Annotated in this window: 17 protein-coding genes; 8 read left to right on the plus strand and 9 right to left on the minus strand. The window is 67.0% G+C overall.

Annotation, left to right across the window (positions count from 1 at the left end; genetic code table 11):
* Positions 1-8: 8 nt before the first annotated feature.
* Positions 9-464 (plus strand): DUF4177 domain-containing protein, encoded by a 456-nt coding sequence (locus FHG66_RS01195; protein WP_139074822.1) that lies wholly within the window; start codon positions 9-11, stop codon positions 462-464.
* A gap of 4 nt (positions 465-468) precedes the next feature.
* Here the strand turns inward: FHG66_RS01195 and FHG66_RS01200 are convergent, their stop codons facing one another.
* The gene (locus FHG66_RS01200) at positions 469-726 is read right to left on the minus strand and encodes a BolA family protein (RefSeq protein WP_139074974.1); all 258 of its coding nucleotides are present in this window, start codon (positions 724-726) and stop codon (positions 469-471) included.
* Positions 727-816: 90 nt separating this feature from the next.
* Here FHG66_RS01200 and FHG66_RS01205 point away from each other — a divergent pair, with 90 nt between their 5' ends.
* Positions 817-1,452 (plus strand): J domain-containing protein, encoded by a 636-nt coding sequence (locus FHG66_RS01205; RefSeq protein WP_139074824.1) that lies wholly within the window; start codon positions 817-819, stop codon positions 1,450-1,452.
* A 45-nt stretch (positions 1,453-1,497) separates the two neighbouring features.
* On the opposite strand, the gene FHG66_RS01210 is transcribed toward FHG66_RS01205, so the two are convergent.
* Positions 1,498-2,196, minus strand: a complete 699-nt coding sequence (locus FHG66_RS01210) for an anti-sigma factor (RefSeq protein ID WP_139074826.1) — start codon at positions 2,194-2,196, stop codon at positions 1,498-1,500.
* Positions 2,193-2,738 (minus strand): sigma-70 family RNA polymerase sigma factor, encoded by a 546-nt coding sequence (locus FHG66_RS01215; RefSeq protein ID WP_139074828.1) that lies wholly within the window; start codon positions 2,736-2,738, stop codon positions 2,193-2,195. Before FHG66_RS01215 ends, FHG66_RS01210 begins: the two co-directional genes overlap by 4 nt.
* Before the next feature lie 208 nt (positions 2,739-2,946).
* Here FHG66_RS01215 and cobS point away from each other — a divergent pair, with 208 nt between their 5' ends.
* Positions 2,947-3,933, plus strand: coding sequence for a cobaltochelatase subunit CobS (gene cobS / locus FHG66_RS01220; protein WP_139074831.1), 987 nt, complete (start codon positions 2,947-2,949; stop codon positions 3,931-3,933).
* 2 nt (positions 3,934-3,935) lie between these two features.
* Positions 3,936-4,292: a hypothetical protein gene (locus tag FHG66_RS01225; protein ID WP_139074833.1), complete on the plus strand. Its 357-nt coding sequence runs from the start codon at positions 3,936-3,938 to the stop codon at positions 4,290-4,292.
* Between the two features lie 119 nt (positions 4,293-4,411).
* On the opposite strand, the gene FHG66_RS01230 is transcribed toward FHG66_RS01225, so the two are convergent.
* A complete protein-coding gene (locus FHG66_RS01230) occupies positions 4,412-5,017 on the minus strand; it encodes an NADPH-dependent FMN reductase (protein WP_139074835.1) in 606 nt (201 codons plus the stop codon).
* A gap of 162 nt (positions 5,018-5,179) precedes the next feature.
* On the opposite strand from FHG66_RS01230, the gene cobT reads away from it, so the two are divergent.
* The 3 genes from cobT to FHG66_RS01245 all read left to right on the plus strand — a co-directional run bounded on the left by cobT (position 5,180) and on the right by FHG66_RS01245 (position 9,251).
* Positions 5,180-7,045, plus strand: coding sequence for a cobaltochelatase subunit CobT (gene cobT / locus FHG66_RS01235; protein ID WP_139074975.1), 1,866 nt, complete (start codon positions 5,180-5,182; stop codon positions 7,043-7,045).
* On the plus strand, positions 7,045-8,844 hold the full coding sequence (locus FHG66_RS01240) for an aminopeptidase P family protein (RefSeq protein WP_139074837.1): 1,800 nt from the start codon (positions 7,045-7,047) through the stop codon (positions 8,842-8,844). The genes cobT and FHG66_RS01240 overlap by 1 nt, the downstream gene beginning before the upstream one ends.
* 65 nt (positions 8,845-8,909) lie before the next feature.
* On the plus strand, positions 8,910-9,251 hold the full coding sequence (locus FHG66_RS01245) for a DUF427 domain-containing protein (RefSeq protein WP_139074839.1): 342 nt from the start codon (positions 8,910-8,912) through the stop codon (positions 9,249-9,251).
* 39 nt (positions 9,252-9,290) lie between these two features.
* Here the strand turns inward: FHG66_RS01245 and recN are convergent, their stop codons facing one another.
* From recN to FHG66_RS01260, 3 genes are all read right to left on the minus strand, one after another.
* Entirely contained in the window at positions 9,291-10,964 is a 1,674-nt protein-coding gene (gene recN, locus FHG66_RS01250; protein ID WP_139074841.1) for a DNA repair protein RecN, read from the minus strand.
* 51 nt (positions 10,965-11,015) lie between these two features.
* Positions 11,016-12,017 carry an aldo/keto reductase gene (locus FHG66_RS01255; RefSeq protein WP_139074843.1) on the minus strand — a complete coding sequence of 334 codons (1,002 nt, stop codon included), beginning with the start codon at positions 12,015-12,017 and terminating at the stop codon, positions 11,016-11,018.
* A 97-nt stretch (positions 12,018-12,114) separates the two neighbouring features.
* Complete coding sequence (locus FHG66_RS01260; protein ID WP_139074845.1) at positions 12,115-12,837, minus strand: GntR family transcriptional regulator; 723 nt, start codon at positions 12,835-12,837, stop codon at positions 12,115-12,117.
* Positions 12,838-12,894: 57 nt separating this feature from the next.
* Between FHG66_RS01260 and FHG66_RS01265 the strand changes: the two genes are divergently transcribed.
* Entirely contained in the window at positions 12,895-14,424 is a 1,530-nt protein-coding gene (locus tag FHG66_RS01265; protein ID WP_218013765.1) for a UxaA family hydrolase, read from the plus strand.
* Between the two features lie 31 nt (positions 14,425-14,455).
* Here FHG66_RS01265 and FHG66_RS01270 read toward each other — a convergent pair whose 3' ends face one another.
* On the minus strand, positions 14,456-15,298 hold the full coding sequence (locus FHG66_RS01270; RefSeq protein WP_139074847.1) for an outer membrane protein assembly factor BamD: 843 nt from the start codon (positions 15,296-15,298) through the stop codon (positions 14,456-14,458).
* A gap of 112 nt (positions 15,299-15,410) precedes the next feature.
* Complete coding sequence (gene lpxC / locus FHG66_RS01275) at positions 15,411-16,340, minus strand: UDP-3-O-acyl-N-acetylglucosamine deacetylase (protein ID WP_139074849.1); 930 nt, start codon at positions 16,338-16,340, stop codon at positions 15,411-15,413.
* Positions 16,341-16,486: the final 146 nt, after the last annotated feature.

Genomic DNA, 16,486 nt, shown 5'->3' on the forward strand with positions numbered 1-16,486 from the left:
GTCCGATCATGCAAAGCCACGAATACCGCGTCATTCCGGCGCCCCGTCGGGGCGTGAAGATCAAGGGCGCCCGGACGCCCGAGGATCGCTTCGCCCGCGCCGTCGAAGGAGAGATGAACCGCATGGCCCTCGACGGTTGGGAGTTCGTGCGATCAGATACTCTTCCGTGCGAACAGAAGGCGGGCTGGTTCAGCAAGCCCACGACCGTGTTCCAGACCCTGCTCGTGTTCCGACGCTCCAAGGTCGAGGAAGCCACCGTTCCGGTCGGCGCGGCAATGCCGCCGCCTCTGGCTCATGCGACCATGCCCCCGGCTGTTCCGCCATTGGCCGACCTGTCCGCTCCGGCGCGCAGCCTGGGTTTGCCAGACCTTCAACCGGCTGCAGCCCCGGCCCCATCGGCCCCGCCGCATCTGGCCTTGGTGGAGCCACCCCGCGCCGCGGAGTCGCGTCACGCGGCTGAATAGGACCTTAGGCCGCGATCTCCAGCGCCAGCGCGTGGAGCCTCCCGATCAACTCGGGGCCAAGCGCGGCATGGATGGCGCGGTGCCGCTCCAGACGGCTCATGGGACCGAAGGCCGGGGCAGCGATGCGGATGCGCCAATGCGTCCCGCCCCCTTCCCGCCAGCCCGCGTGACCCCTATGTCCCTCGCTCTCATCGAGAACCTCGATCCGGGTGGGCGCGAACGCCGCTTCGAGTCGGTGGCGCATTTCCTCCGCAAGACCCATCTTTTTGAACAAGCCCCCTTCTATCCGTCGCTCCGATGACTAAACTCGCGCGTCCCGGACTGAAAGGCGTGACACGAGGTTCAAGGCAGAATGGCAAAGAACGATCCCTTCGGCTTCGACATGTCCGTGTCAGCCTCCAAGAAGAAGAATCCGCGCGGACGCCGCGGCATGACTGGGGCGTCGGACACGTCCACCCGCATCTGCGACCACGCAGGCTGCGAGGAGAAGGGGGCTTTCCGCGCGCCCAAGTCGCCCGACGTGCTCGATGACTATTGGTGGTTCTGCAAGGATCACGTCCGCGAGTACAATCTGAAATGGAACTTCTTCCACGGCACGACCGAGCAGGAGTTCGTGGAGCAGGTGGCCAGCGACAGGGTGTGGGGCCGCGAGACCAAGCCCTTTGGCAAACGCAGCGAAGAGCAGCGTGCCTGGGCGCGGCTTGGCATCGACGACCCGCATCAGGTGCTGGGCGACAACGCGACCCGCAACGCGGGCCGGGTTCCTGTGGCGGGCACACGCCGCCTGCCCCCGACCGAGCGTCGCGCCTGCGAGATCCTCGATGTCCGCGACACCGCCACCAAGACCGAGATCCGCAAGGCCTACAAGGCCTTGGTCAAGGTCCTGCATCCTGACATGAACGGCGGCGACCGCAGCCAAGAAGAGCAGCTCTCCGAGGTGGTCTGGGCGTGGGACCAGATCAAGGAAAGTCGCAACTTCAAGGATTGATCCAGAACTGCGGCTCCCGATGCTGACGGGGGCCGCGCCAGCAACTCAGCGCGGGGTGATGGTCCCCAAGGCCACGACCTCGCCGGTCGCCTGCCCTGTGGGTGAGCCCCCCAGCGGCTCGTCGGACAGCGCAAGCGCGTTGTTCTCGAACTCCGGGATCAGATCGGCCCGCACGGTGATCACCCCGGCCTCGTCGCGCGGCAGGACCCCTAGCGAGGTGGTCGTGCTGTCCTGCAGTCGGACGAGCCACAACTCCAGATCGCGGCCCTGGGGGATGGTTCCGGCAATGCGCCGGACCTCCAGCCGCCCCTCGTCGCGGTCGAAGCTGGCTTCCACGACCAGCGAGCCGTCCTCGGCAGCGATGCGGGCCGCGTACTCGGGCGCGCCCGTCCCGCGCCGGATCAGCCCAGGATCAAGGGCCAGCACGACCAGCCCCGCCGTGACGACCCCACCCAGAAGCAACGGCCAGATCCCCCAGCGCTGCAGCAGGCTGGGCCGGGCATCCGTTTCGGGGAACAGGCGCCGCATTACACGGTCCTGCAGCGGCCGGGGCGGTTCGATCGCTGGGATGTCGTCGGTCATGGTGGCGAGTTGTTCGGTCCAGTCGCGCACCAGATCGCGCAAGGCCGCGTCCTCGGCCATGCGCCGCTCTACGGAAGCGGCCTCCTCGGGCGCGAGAAGGCCCAGGACGTACTCGGCCGCCAGCGCGCTGTCATCGTCGTGGTCCAAGCCCCAGCCGCTCATGACCCGATGCACTCCCGCAGGGTCAGTAGACCCCGCCGCAGCCAGGTTCGGATGGTGTTCAGCGGCACGCGGTATCGCTCTGCGAGGTCGGCATAAGCCTCGCCGCCCAGATAAGCGCGGCAGATGGCCTCGGCTCGGTCGGGCGGAAGCGTCTGCAGGCACGCCCCGATCCGCCCCCGCATGGAGGCAGCCAGCGCGCTCTCCTCCGGGTTGGGGGCACCGTCCGCCAGTTCGGACACTGCCTCGATGGGCGCGGTGGCGCGGCCTCGGCGTGCGCGCAGGCGATCGATGGCATGGTTGCGCGTGACCGTGATCAGCCAGGTCATGGGGCTGAGACCATTCGACCTGTAGCGGTCAGCGTTGTGCCACAGCTTCACGTAGATCTCCTGGAGCGCGTCTTCGGCCTCGGACCGGTCATCCAAGACACGCAGCGCGATCCCGAAGAGTTTCGCGGACGTCGCGGCATAGAGCGCCGACAACGCATGGCGATCCCCGATCGCCATGCGCGCGATCATGTCCTCGATGTCCGTCAGGCTGGCCATGTCGTCTCCCCGCCGCCACTTTGCCCATGCAGTAGGAAAAGGCAAATGGTCCCTATGGTTGCGGCGCTTGAGGCCGGGCCCGTGTCCCTTGGACTCTGTCCGGTCAGGCCGGCTCGGGCCCTCCGGCCCCCTTGCGGTGAAAACAGAACAGACTAAGAAACTCTGACCCGAAACGTCGCCATGCTATGTCCGAACGCGACCGAGGAAGATGGGAACAGGAATGACCGATCCGCAGGCCAGGCCGACCGAAGAGATCTCCGTTCGGGATGTCTTTGGCATCGACAGCGACATGAAGGTCAAGGCCTTCGCGGAGCGGGGCGACCGCGTGCCGGAGATCGACCCGACCTACAAGTTCGACCCCGACACCACCCTCGCTATCCTGGCGGGCTTTACCTACAATCGCCGTGTGATGATCCAGGGCTATCACGGCACCGGCAAGTCAACCCATATCGAGCAAGTGGCGGCACGGCTCAATTGGCCCACGGTGCGCGTGAACCTCGACAGCCACATCAGCCGCATCGACCTCATCGGCAAGGACGCGATCCGCCTCAAGGAGGGCGTCCAGGTCACCGAGTTCCAGGAGGGCATCCTTCCCTGGGCGCTGCGGAATCCTTGCGCCATCGTCTTCGACGAATACGACGCGGGCCGCCCGGACGTGATGTTCGTCATCCAGCGCGTGCTGGAAACGGACGGCAAGCTCACGCTGATGGACCAGAACCAGATCCTGAACCCGCACCCGTCCTTCCGCCTGTTCGCGACCGCGAACACCGTGGGCCTGGGCGACACGACGGGCCTGTATCACGGCACCCAGCAGATCAACCAGGCGCAGATGGACCGCTGGTCGCTGGTGGCCACGTTGAACTACCTCAGCCACGACGCCGAGGCCGCGATCGTGCTGGCCAAGAACCCGCACTATAATACCGAAAAGGGCCGCAAGCAGATCAACCAGATGGTCACGGTCGCCGACCTGACCCGCACGGCCTTCATGAACGGCGACCTTTCGACCGTCATGTCCCCGCGCACCGTCATCAACTGGGCCCAGAACGCGGAAATCTTCCGTAATGTGGGCTACGCGTTCCGGCTTTCGTTCCTCAACAAGTGCGACGAACTGGAGCGTCAGACCGTCGCCGAGTTCTACCAGCGCTGCTTCGCCGAGGAGCTTCCTGAAAGCGCCGTCGCCATGGCGATGCGGTGACCATGCGGGCGTCCCTCCTCGGGGCGCCCCTAGCCTGCCTTCTGGCGGCTATGCCGCTCGCGGCCGAGATCACGGTCCATGCTTACCCTCCTGCCTATTGTGCAGCGTTCTGGCAGGGCTATGCCGACGTGTTGGGCGACGACGGAGAGAGGGCGCTAGCGGACCGGTTCCGCGACGCCTCCGTCCGCCTGATCGGCGAGGCCGAGACCGATGCCATCATCGAGGAGCGGCGTCCCTGGATCAGGGATCTGATGGACGCCTACATCTATGCCCAGGACGATCAGAGCCGCAAACTGTTTGAAAGGCTGGTCACCGACTGTGGGCGGCTGGAAGCCGACCTTCCCTATCTGCGCCCTTGAAGCGCAACTCATCGCTCTGCCTCAAGGGACCCCACCGGACATAGCGGGATCGCGCGAACGAAAAGGCCGCCCTGCGAGGGGCGGCCAAGTCCATTCATTCGATGAGATGTCGAACGACCTCAGGCAGCCTGCTGCACGGCTGCGCGGGCGGTCTTGAGGATGCCAGCATACCAGGACACCTGGTCGAGCATGTCCTTGACCGATCCGGCAAGGATGCCATCCAGGGCCTCCATGGGCTCGGGGTTCGGGTTGTAGGCGCTGACCCGGAAGAAGTCCGAGCCGCCGATATGGACGCCCGCACGCACGGGAACCATCTGGAGTTCAATGGCCATCAGGCGCAGCTGCTCGATGGCGCGGGCGGCACCCACGGAGCCGTAGCCGATCACACCCATCGGCTTCTTGCCCCAGTTGATGTAGTCCTGGTCGAGCGCGTTCTTGAGCGCGCCGGTGATGGACCGGTTGTACTCGGCCACGAGGAAGACATAGCCGTCGAAGCGGGCGATCTCCTGCTGCCAGCGGACGGCGCGGGGGTCCTGCGTCGGCACATAGGCATTCGACGCCACTTCATTGAAGAAGGGGAGATCGAAGTCGCGCAGGTCCACGAGCTCGACCTCGATGTCGTCGCGCGCCTGCATGTGCTTGAGCGCCCACTGGGCGGGCTTGTCGGCCCAGCGCGAGTCGCGGGTGGAACTGATGATCAGCGCGATCTTGGGCTTGTCGGCCATGGGGGTGACTCCAGTTTGTCCAATCCGGGTGGAACCTGAGCCTCAACGCCGACAAGGGCAAGTCCCGGAGCCGCGCGCCGCCGCACAGCCCCTGCGCGCGAGGATTAGATCGTGACCAGCCGCGCCCTTGCCGCGACCCCACTCGGGTGCTTTATCTTTGTCATGTCCAAGCCCAGCGACAACCCCGCCGATCCCTTCAAGAAGGCCCTGGCCGAAGCCGCCAAGGTCATGGCTGACGATCCGGAGCTGACCGTAAGCTATTCGGTCGATCCGCCCGGCCTGTCCTCGGACACCATGCGCCTGCCACAGGTGAGCCGCCGCCTGACAAAGGACGAGGTGCTGCTGGCGCGCGGCACCGCCGACAGCCTCGCGCTGCGCCGCCGCCTGCACGATCCTGCGGTGGCCGACCGCTATCGCCCGCAGGGCCAGATGGCGCGCGATATCATGGAGGCCATGGAAACCGCCCGGGTCGAGGCTCTGGGGGCCGAGCACATGCCCGGCACCGCCGGCAACATCGACGCACGCATCGCGTCGGATGCCAAGCGCAAGGGCTATGACCAGATCCGGCAGGCGCAGGACGCCCCCCTAGCCATTGCGGCAGGCTACCTGATCCGCCACCTCGCTACGGGTCGCCCGCTTCCGCCAGGCGCCGACAACGTCATGCAGCTTTGGCGCGGCTTCATCGAGGACATGGCGGGCGAGCGGCTGGACGATATCCCCAACCTTCTCGACTCTCAGAAGGAGTTCGCCCGCTTCGCACGCGAGGTCATACGCGACCTGGGCTATGGCGACCAGCTGGGCGACGACCCCGACGATCTCGAGGACGAATCCCAGGACAATGCCGAACCCGAGGAGGAAGAGGACGAGGACGCCGGGGGCGAGCAGGAGAGCGAGTCCGAGGAGGCCGAAGCCTCACCCGAGCGTTCGCAGGACGACGAGCAGGACCCATCGCAGGCGCAGGTTTCCATGGAAGCCGATTCGGCCTCCGAGGAGATGGACTCCGAGGAACTGCCCGAGGGTGAGGCCCCACACGAACCCCCCGCCCCCGCGCCCATTTCGGATGCCGACCCGACCTACAAGGTTTTCGCCACCCAGTTCGACGAGATCATCGGGGCCGAGGATCTGGCCGAACCCGCCGAGCTTGACCGGCTCCGGGCCTATCTGGACCAGCAACTCGACCCGTTAAAAGGGGCGGTGTCGCGGCTGGCCAACAAGCTGCAGCGCCGGCTCCAGGCCCAGCAGAACCGGTCCTGGGAGTTCGACCGAGAGGAGGGCATCCTCGACGCCGGACGGCTCGCGCGGGTTGTAGCGAACCCGACGACGCCTCTCAGCTTCAAGGTCGAGAAGGACACCGAGTTCCGCGACACGGTGGTGACGCTGCTTCTGGACAACTCCGGGTCCATGCGCGGCCGTCCCATCTCGATCGCAGCAATCTGTGCCGACGTGCTGGCGCGGACGCTGGAACGCTGCCAAGTCAAGGTCGAGATCCTGGGCTTCACCACTCGCGCCTGGAAGGGCGGGCAGAGCCGCGAGAAGTGGCTGGGCGAAGGCCGCCCGCCCCTACCCGGCCGCCTGAACGATCTTCGCCACATCGTCTACAAGAGCGCCGACGCCCCCTGGAGGCGGGTGCGCCCAAACCTTGGGTTGATGATGAAGGAAGGACTGCTCAAGGAGAACATCGACGGCGAGGCGCTGGAATGGGCGCACCGCCGCATGGTCAGCCGTCCCGAGTCGCGCAAGATCCTGATGGTGATCTCGGACGGTGCCCCGGTGGACGACTCCACGCTGTCGGTGAACCCGGCCAACACTCTGGAAAAACACCTGCGCGACGTGATCGCGATGGTGGAGCGTCGCAAGGCCGTGGAGCTGATCGCCATCGGCATCGGCCACGACGTCACGCGCTACTACCAGCGCGCCGTCACGATCACCGACGTGGAGCAGCTTGCAGGGGCCATGACCGAGCAGCTGGCCTCGCTGTTTGAGGCCGACCCCCGAAAACGCGCGCGGATCGAAAGAAGGCGGGCCTGATGTTTCAACGCTTCGACGTGACGGCGGACCCGTCGCATGGGCCTGCGCGGCTGGATGCGCTCCGCGAGTTGATGCTTTCCGAGGGTCTGGATGCCGTGCTGGTCCCCCGCGCCGACCGGCATCAAGGCGAGTATGTCGCCCCCGCCGACGAACGTCTGGCCTGGCTTACCGGCTTCACCGGATCGGCCGGGTTCTGCGCCGTAACGGCTTCCGAGGCCGGGGTCTTCGTGGACGGTCGCTATCGCGTGCAGGTCCGGACTCAGGTCGCCCCCGCCTTTACCCCGGTGAACTGGCCCGAGACCAAACTGGCCGACTGGCTGCTGGAACGGCTGACGAGCGGCCAGCGGATCGGCTTCGACCCCTGGCTTCATACGATCGAGGAAGTCGAGAAGCTGCGCGACCGACTGCTGCCCAAGGGGCTGGGCCTTGTCCCGATCGCCAACCCCATCGACCGGCTCTGGACCGACCGGCCGGCATCGCCCTCGGCTCCGTTCTCCGCGTTTCCGGACGCCATCGCGGGCGAAAGCCATGCGGCCAAGCGCGCCCGAATCGCGGCCGAACTGCAGCGGACGGGGGATAGGGCCTGCGTGCTGACGCTTCCCGACTCGATCGCCTGGCTGCTGAACATCCGGGGCGGCGACGTCGCCTACAACCCGATTCCCCACGCCTTTGCCGTGCTGCACGAGGACGCCACCTGCGATCTGTACTGCCGCGACGGCAAGGCCGACGCCATCCGCGACCATCTGGGCGAGGAGGTGCGGGTGCATCCCGAGACCTCCTTCGTCCCCGGTCTCGACTTCCTCCCCTCGCCCACCAGGCTCGACCCGAAGAGCTGCCCCGAGGCGGTCCACGAGTTCCTGACTGTTCGCGGGATTACGGTGTCGCGGGGTCAGGACCCCTGCCTGCTGCCCAAGGCACGCAAGACGTCCCAAGAGATCGCTGCCACTTCCGAAGCGCATCTGCGCGACGGGGCGGCCATGGTGAACTTCCTGGCCTGGCTGGACGCCGAGGCGCCGAAGGGCGGCCTGACCGAGATCGACGTGGTCCGCGGTCTCGAGGGGTTCCGGCGGGCGACCAACGCGCTCCTGGACCTCAGCTTCGACACGATCTGCGGCGCAGGTGCGCATGGCGCCATCGTCCATTACCGCGTGACCGAGGCGACGAACCGTCCCGTTGCACCGGGCGAGTTGCTGTTGGTGGATTCGGGCGGACAATACCTCGACGGGACCACCGACATCACGCGCACCGTCGCCGTCGGCCCGGTGCCCGATGGGGCGTCGCAAGCCTACACCCGTGTCCTTCAAGGCATGATCGCCATCAGCCGGGCGCGGTTCCCCAAGGGGGTCGCGGGGCAGCATCTTGACGCGCTGGCGCGCTATCCGCTCTGGCTCGCGGGACAGGACTACGACCATGGGACCGGTCACGGCGTCGGCGTGTTCCTGAGCGTCCACGAAGGGCCGCAGCGCCTGTCGCGCCTGTCGGACGTCCCGCTGGAGCCTGGGATGATCCTGTCCAACGAGCCAGGCTACTACCGCGAGGGGGCCTGGGGCATCCGGATCGAGAATCTGATCCTCGTGGAGGAGGCTGGGTCCGTCCCGGGCGGGGATGATCGACCGATGCTGAGCTTCCGAACTTTGACCTGGGTGCCGCTCGACCGGCGGTTGATCCTGGCGGACCTGCTCAGCCACGACGAACGCGTCTGGATCGACGCCTATCATGCAGGCGTCCTGGCGCGGATCGCACCCCGAGTGGAGGGCTCGGCCCTGGAGTGGCTGCGGACGGCCTGCGCGCCGCTCTGAATCCGCTTGCCGCCCTGGCCTTTGGACCTTCATGATCGAGGCGGCACATTGCCGGGGGAAGACGCATGGCAGACCACATCACGATTCGTCCTTCCGACGGCACCTGGGTCGTCCGCGCGGGCGGCGCGGTGCTGGCCGAAACGGCCCAAGCGCTGGAACTGCGCGTGGGAGAATACCCTGCGGTCGTCTACGTCCCGCGCGAGGATGTCGCGATGGCGTTGTTCGAACGGTCAGCCACCCGAACCACTTGCCCCTACAAAGGCGAGGCGAGCTATTATTCCTTTGTCGGCAAGAGCGCGACAGTCAAGGACGCCGCCTGGAGCTATGAGACCCCGAAAGACGGGGTAAGCTCGATCGCCGGGCACCTCGCGTTCTACACAAACAAGGTGACGCTGGAGCGGGTCTGACACTGCGCCAGCAAGGCCGCCCAGCGTCCCCCATAAAGGTCAGGCCGCATGCGCCGCCCCCAGCAGCTCCCTCGCGGCGCCCCGGGCGGCTTCGGTCACCGTCTCGCCCGCGAGCATCCGCGCGATCTCGTCCACGCGGTCCTGAGGTTCGAGCGGAACGACGCGCGAGGTCGTCATGCCGTCCAGCACCCGTTTCTCGACGCGCCAGTGATGCGCGCCCAGCGCGGCCACCTGGGGCGAGTGGGTGACGACCAACACCTGTCCTTCATGGGCGAGGTCCGCAAGTCGGCGGCCCACGGCGGCGGCGGTGGCCCCGCCCACGCCGCGATCGATCTCGTCGAAGATCATGGTCTTTGCGTCGCCTTCGCGCAGGAGGCAGACCTTGAGCGCGAGGAGGAAGCGCGACAGTTCCCCGCCGCTGGCAATGCGGTCCAGGGGTCCCGGCGGCGCTCCGGGGTTGGTCGCGGCGACGAAGCGCACGTCGTCCTGCCCCTCGGGGCCCGGCTCGGCCGCGGTAACCTGCACGGAGAAGACAGCACGCTCCATCTTGAGCGGCGGCAGTTCGGCTGCCATCGCCTGGGCGAGCCGACGGGCCGCTTCGCCCCGAAAGGCCGACAGCGCCTCGGCCGCTTCAAGATAGGCCGCATCCGCCGCCTTGACCGCCGCGCGCAGCCGCCCTTCGTCCGCCTCGGAGGCGTCGAGCGCGGCAAGCCGGCCTGCCATGTCCTGCGCCAGCACGGGCAGGTCGTCAGCCAGGACGTTGTGCTTGCGGGCCATGGCGCGGATCGCGAAAAGCCGCTCCTCGGTCTCCTCTAACGCGCGCGGGTCAAAGCGGAGCGCGTCCAGAAAGTCGCGCACGCCGGACTCGGCTTCGCCCAAGGCCTCCTGTGCGCGCTCCAAGGCGGCGAGGGGCTCGTCAAGCCTGCCCTCGGCCTGCTCGGCGGCGTTGTCGAGGCGGCGCATGGCCTCCGAGATCAGCCCCTCAGCTCCTTGCGAAGAGATCGCGTTGAGAGCCTTGGCGATGCCGTCGCGGATCTTCTCGCCTGACTGCATGAGGCGGCGCTGGGCGTCGAGCTGGGTTTCCTCGCCCGGCTGCGGGTCGAGCTTGGACAACTCTTCGACCGCGTGGCGCAGGAAGTCCTCCTCGGCCTTGAGCTTATCCCGCCGCGCTTCGGCCTGGGCCAGGGCGCTGCGCGCCTCGCGACGGCCCGACCAGGCCGAACGGACTCGCGCCACCAGATCCTCGGCGCCGGCGAAGTCGTCGAGCAGGGTGCGGTGGACGCGCGGATTGAGGAGGCCCTTGTCATCCTGCTGGCCGTGCAACTCGACCAGGGTGTCCGACAGCGCGCGCAGCGTCTCGCCCGAGGCGCGGCGGTCGTTGATCCAAGCGGTCTTGCGGCCGTCCTGATAATTGACGCGGCGCAGGATCAGTTCGGAGGGATCGTCCTCATTGGGGTCGATCCCTGCCTCGGCCAGGATGGCGTGGGCGGGATGGCCTGGAGCCAAGTCGAAGACGGCCGTGACCTCGCCACGATCCGCCCCCGTGCGGACAAGCTCGGCCCGCCCACGCCACCCCAGCACGAACCCCAGCGAATCGAGCAGGATGGACTTGCCTGCCCCCGTCTCGCCCGTGAGCACGTTGAGGCCGGGGCGGAAGGCCAAATCCAGCCGCTCAATGATGAGCATGTCGCGGATCTCGAGCGCGCGGAGCATCCCTGTCCCCTGTCTGTTCCACTCAGGATGTGGCTTTTGCGCGATGGGGGGTCAACCCTTCTCGGGCGGAATGAGGCCCTGTGCCGCGAGGTCGGCCCAGAGCGCCTCTGGCGGCTCGGACCGGGCAGCGCGAAGGTTGCCCTCCATCTCGGCCACGGTCTGGCTGCCGGGAATGACCGACAGCACGGTGGCGTGGCGAAGCGGAAACCGGAAGGCCGCGTCGATGATGTCAACGCCATGGCTGGCGCAGACCGCACGGAGCCGCCTGGCCTTGTCCGCCACCTCCGGGGGCACGGCGTCGTAGTTATAGAAGTCCTTTCCGGCGAGGATGCCCGAATTGTAGGGACCCCCTATGATGACGCCGATGCCCTTGGCCTCGCAGACGGGCAGGAAGGACTGCGCCGCCTCCTGCTCCAGCAGCGTGTAGCGCCCGGCCAGAAGGATGACGTCGAGGTCCGCCCGTTCCGCCAGCCACTGGGCGGTCTGCCATTCGTTGATGCCGAGGCCGATGGCCCGGATCACCCCTTGCGATCGGAGATCGTGCAGCGCCCGGTGGCCGCCGGCAATGAACTGCCTGATCCAGACGTCCAGCGCATCCTGGGTACCGTGGGTCCAGACATCGAGGTCGTGGGTGTGCAGGATGTCGATCCGGTCCACGCCCAAACGTTCGAGCGAGAATTCCAGGGAGCGCATGACGCCGTCGTAAGAATAGTCGTAGACCCCTACACGGGACGGCACGTCGAACCACTTGCCGTGGCCTTCGCGCCCTTCTGGGGTCGTGGCCTTCAGCCAGCGGCCGACCTTGCTCGCCAGGACGAAACTGTCCCGGTCCTTGCCCCTGAGGAACGGATTGAGCCGCGTCTCGGCAAGACCCAACCCGTAAAGGGGAGCAGTGTCGAAGTGGCGCACGCCTCCGGCCCAAGCCGCATCCATGATCGCGCGGGCCTCCTGCTCGGGCACGGCGCGATAAAGGTTGGCAAGCGGGGCCGACCCCAATCCCAGTTCCGTGAAGGTCAGCCCGGTCCGGGCGTGCTGCCTCGTGGTCAGTTGCATCCTGTCCCCCCGTTGTGCCGGCATGCTAGTCACCGCAAGGACCGCGAGGCAAGGACGGGACCGCAAGGAGCATCACGCCGGTCGTGAGGGCACCTCGTCAGGCAAAAAGCTCGGGGCGTTCCTCGACCAGCCGTTCGAGCCGTGTGACAAGCTGGCGCAGATGGGTCCTGGCGGCGGAGCGGGCGCGCTCGGGGTTGCGCGCGTCAAGGCCCGCGAGGATGGCCCGATGCTCCTCCAACGTTTCCTGCACCCGGCCCGGAGTGGGCAGCAACAGCCGGCGCGCCCGATCCACATGGACCCAGGCCGTGCGCGACAGTTGCGGCAGGCGGCGGTGGCCGGTGAAGCTCAGGATCAGTTCGTGGAACTGCGCATCGGCGGCGTAGAAGCCCTGGGTGTCGCCATCCGCAACCAGCACTTCCTGAAGCCGGAGGTTGCGGCGCAACTGGGCCAACTGATCGTCGGTCGCTTGCCCTGCGACCAACTCCATGGCAGCGAGTTCAAGGGCTTCGCGAAGGAAGGCCCCTTCGCGCACCTCCTCGACGGATAGACGGGCAACGAAGGTGCCGGCCTGGGGGACCACATCCACCAGAGCCTCGGTGGCCAGACGCGCCACAGCCTCGGACACCGGACTGCGCGAGACGCCCAGCAGCGCGCACACTTCGCTTTTCCGCAGGATCGCGCCTGGCCGCAGCGTCAGGTCCAGGATCGCTTCCTTTAGCGAGGAATAGACCTTCTGGGATAGGGAGCCCGGAAAATCCCCAAGAGGCCGAAGCCGGGTGGATGCGTCAACGGGCGGCGTTTCAAGGCGATCTTGCAGCATGCTAGCATGTTAGCTACAGGCCGAATCATGTCAACGACCCGGCTCAGGGGAACACCGATGCTCGACCAGATGACTGCCGCCACGATCCGCCTCCATCCTGCCGACAACGTCGTAATCGCGCTTGCGGACCTTGGCGCGGGGACCGTGCTACCCGAGATCGGCGTGCCGCTTCTCCTGCCCGTGCCGCGCGGGCACAAGGTCGCCGTGGCCCCAATCGCACTAGGCGCCAACGTCATCCGCTACGGCCAGATCATCGGGGCGGCCACGCAGGCGATCCAGGCCGGCGAGCATGTGCACACCCATAACCTCGGGATGGGGGCGCATGACACCGACTATGCTTTCGGCACGGACCTGCGGCCCCTGCCCCCGGTCACCGAGGCGCGGCAGTTCCTGGGCTACCACCGGGCAGACGGACAGGTGGGGACGCGCAACTACCTGGGCGTCCTCACGTCGGTGAACTGCTCCGGATCGGTCGCGCGCTTCATCGCCGAAGCCTGCGAGAAGGAAGATTGGCTGCGCGACAACCCCGCCATCGACGGCGTGGTGCCCATCGTGCATGGCACCGGTTGTGGCATGTCCGGCAAGGACGAAGGCTACGAGACGCTGTTCCGCACGTTGCAGGGCTATGCGCGCAACCCGAACTTCGCGGGGATTCTGCTCGTGGGGCTGGGCTGCGAGGTCATGCAGGTGCCCGACCTCATCGGCAAGGGCCGGATGCGGGGCGACGGAGCCTTCCGTTACATGACCATCCAGCAGACCGGCGGCACACGCCGCACCGTCGAGAAAGGTGTGTCGATCCTGCGGGAAATGGCCGAGCAGTCCGCCCAGGCCGTGCGCCAGCCGGCGGGGCTCGAGCATCTTGTCATCGGGATGCAGTGCGGCGGCTCGGACGGCTATTCGGGGATCACCGCCAACCCGGCGCTGGGCGCGGCATCGGATCTGCTGGTAGCCCATGGCGGCACCACGATCCTGAGCGAGACGCCTGAGATCTATGGGGCCGAGCACCTCCTGACCCGGCGGGCGGTATCGCGCGAGGTGGGCGAGAAGATCGTGGAGCGCATCAAGTGGTGGGAGGACTATACCGGGCGCTGGGGCGGCGAGATGGACAACAACCCGTCACCTGGAAACAAGAAGGGCGGGCTGACCACCATCCTCGAAAAGTCGCTGGGCGCTGTCGCCAAGGGCGGCACGGCCCCGCTGTCCGAAGTGTACAAGTTCGCCGAGCCCATCACCACGCGCGGCTTCGTCTACATGGATTCGCCCGGCTACGACCCCTGCTCCGTCACAGGCCAGATCGCCTCGGGCTCGAACCTGATCGTGTTCACGACGGGGCGCGGGTCGGTGTCGGGCTACAAGCCAGTGCCCTGTATCAAGCTGTCCACCAACAGCGAGATGTACGCCCGGATGTCCGAGGACATGGACATCGACTGCGGCGACATCGTCGCACAGGGCGTTTCGCTGGAGGAGAAGGGACGCGAAATCTTCGAGATGTTCCTGGCCACCGCGTCAGGCCAGAGAACCAAGTCCGAAGATTTGGGGTTCGGCGGAGCCGAGTTCGTGCCGTGGCAAATGGGCGCCGTGATGTGAAGCGGCGGGCGGGCCTGAGGGCCCGCCCCGCTCAAATCCACTCGCCGCGAATGACCTGCCGGTAGATGGCCGTCAGCCAGCTCTCGCCCACCACGTCGGGCCGCAGCCCGCGTCCGGTCAGGAGGACATAGGCGTCGCGGTACCAGCTCGTGGTCGGGAAGTTGGTTCCCAGGATCGCCCCGGCCGTCTGCGCCTCGGCGTTCAGACCCAGGGCGACATAGGCTTCCACGAGGCGATAAAGAGCCTCGGGCGTGTGGCGGGTGGTCTGGTAATCCTCGACCACGGTGCGGAAGCGGTTCACGGCCGCCGTGTAATGTCCGCCGGCGATGTAGAAGCGCCCGATCTCCATCTCCTTGGAGGCGAGATGGTCAAAGGCCAGGTCGAACTTGGCCATCGCATCGGCGGCGTAGGGACTGTCCGGATAGACCTCGATCACCGTGCGCAGCGCCTGAAGTGCCTGGAAGGTCAGGCCCTGGTCGCGGCCTACGTCGTCGATCTGGTCGTAATAGGACAGCGCAAGAAGATACTGGGCATAGGCCGCATCCTCCTCGGCCGGGTAGAAGTCGAGGTAGCGCTGGGCGCTGGCCCGGGCATCCTCGTAGGCACCGTCGCGATGAAAGGCGAAGGCCGCCATGATGAGCCCGCGCTTGGCCCATTCGGAATAGGGATACAGCCGCTCGATCTCGGTGAAATGGAAGGCGGCGTCGTCCTCGCGGCCACTTTCCAGCAGCGACTCGCCTTGGATGTAGATCTGCTCCGGGGTCAGAGTATCCAGGGCACCGGACTCACGGAACCCGTCGCCACGCCCGCCACAGGCCGAGAGGGCCAACGCCATCGCAGCCCAAAGCCCTGCCCGTCCCCGCCCTCTGGCCATCCCGCGCCCCACCGCAGCTTCTGATTGGAAGACCCGTCGGATCCCCGTCCCCGCTCCGATTAGCATGGTTTGTAGAGGGGCAAAACGCCCATTCGCCAAGTGCCTGCCCGAGTCACGCCACGGCCAGCAGGTCGGCCAGTCCCGGCACCGCCTCGGGCAGACCCGGCAGCCGGTCGCGAATCGCCTCGTCGCAGCGCACGAGGCGCCATCCCTCTGGTCGGGCGAAGAGCGCGCGCAGCAGTGCATTGGTGACCGCATGGCCGGCACGGACGCCGGTGTAGCGGCCCAGAATCGGGGCTCCTGCCGTATAAAGGTCGCCCACGGCATCGAGCATCTTGTGGCGCACGGCCTCGTCCGGGTGGCGCAGGCCACCCGGGGTCAGGACCCGCGCGCCGTCCACGACGACCGCGTTCAGATACGTCCCCCCAAGCGCGAGTCCGCGAGCGCGCATCGACTCCACGTCGGATTCGCGGCAGAAGGTGCGGCTGTCGCTCAACTCACGCAGGAAGGCGACGCCTGACAAGTCCAGCGCCTTCTCCTGATGGCCGATGGCGGCGTCCGTGAAGTCGATTGTGAACGAAATCGAGGGTCCCGGCGCAGGCTCCAGCCGGGCCAGCGCATTGCCATGGCGTACCTCGACCGGCGCGAGGATCTCGATGGCGAACAGCGGGTCGGCCAGCGTCGTAATTCCAGCGGCCAGGATAGCCCGGACCCAGGGCGCGGCAGAGCCGTCGAGGATCGGAACCTCTGGCCCGTCGATCTCCACGACGGCGTTGTGGACCCCAGTGCCCGACAAGGCGGCCATGAGGTGTTCGATCGTCGATACTGTGACGCCATCCGCGTTCGCGATGCGCGTGTTCAGAGGCGAAACCTCGACGTGGTCCCACCGGGCCGGGATCAGCGGATCCGCCCCCACCACATCGGTGCGCCTGAACAGGATACCCGTGCCGGCGACAGCGTCCCGCAGGGTGACGCGGGCCAGAACCCCGGTGTGGAGCCCTGTACCCAGGATGGTCGCGGGCGTCTGGAGTGTCGTCTGCACGGCGGTGACCTGTGATCTGCTCGGAGTCACGAGATAGTCACTCTGATAGGAGTCGCCAATTCACGGATTCTGACTCGCTGAAACAGTGCGGCCCGCTTGCAAAAGAAGAAGGGCCGCCCGATCAGGGCGGCCCCTCCGTTTAGTAG

Source organism: Rubellimicrobium rubrum (genome assembly GCF_006152115.1).
GTDB lineage: Bacteria > Pseudomonadota > Alphaproteobacteria > Rhodobacterales > Rhodobacteraceae > Rubellimicrobium > Rubellimicrobium rubrum.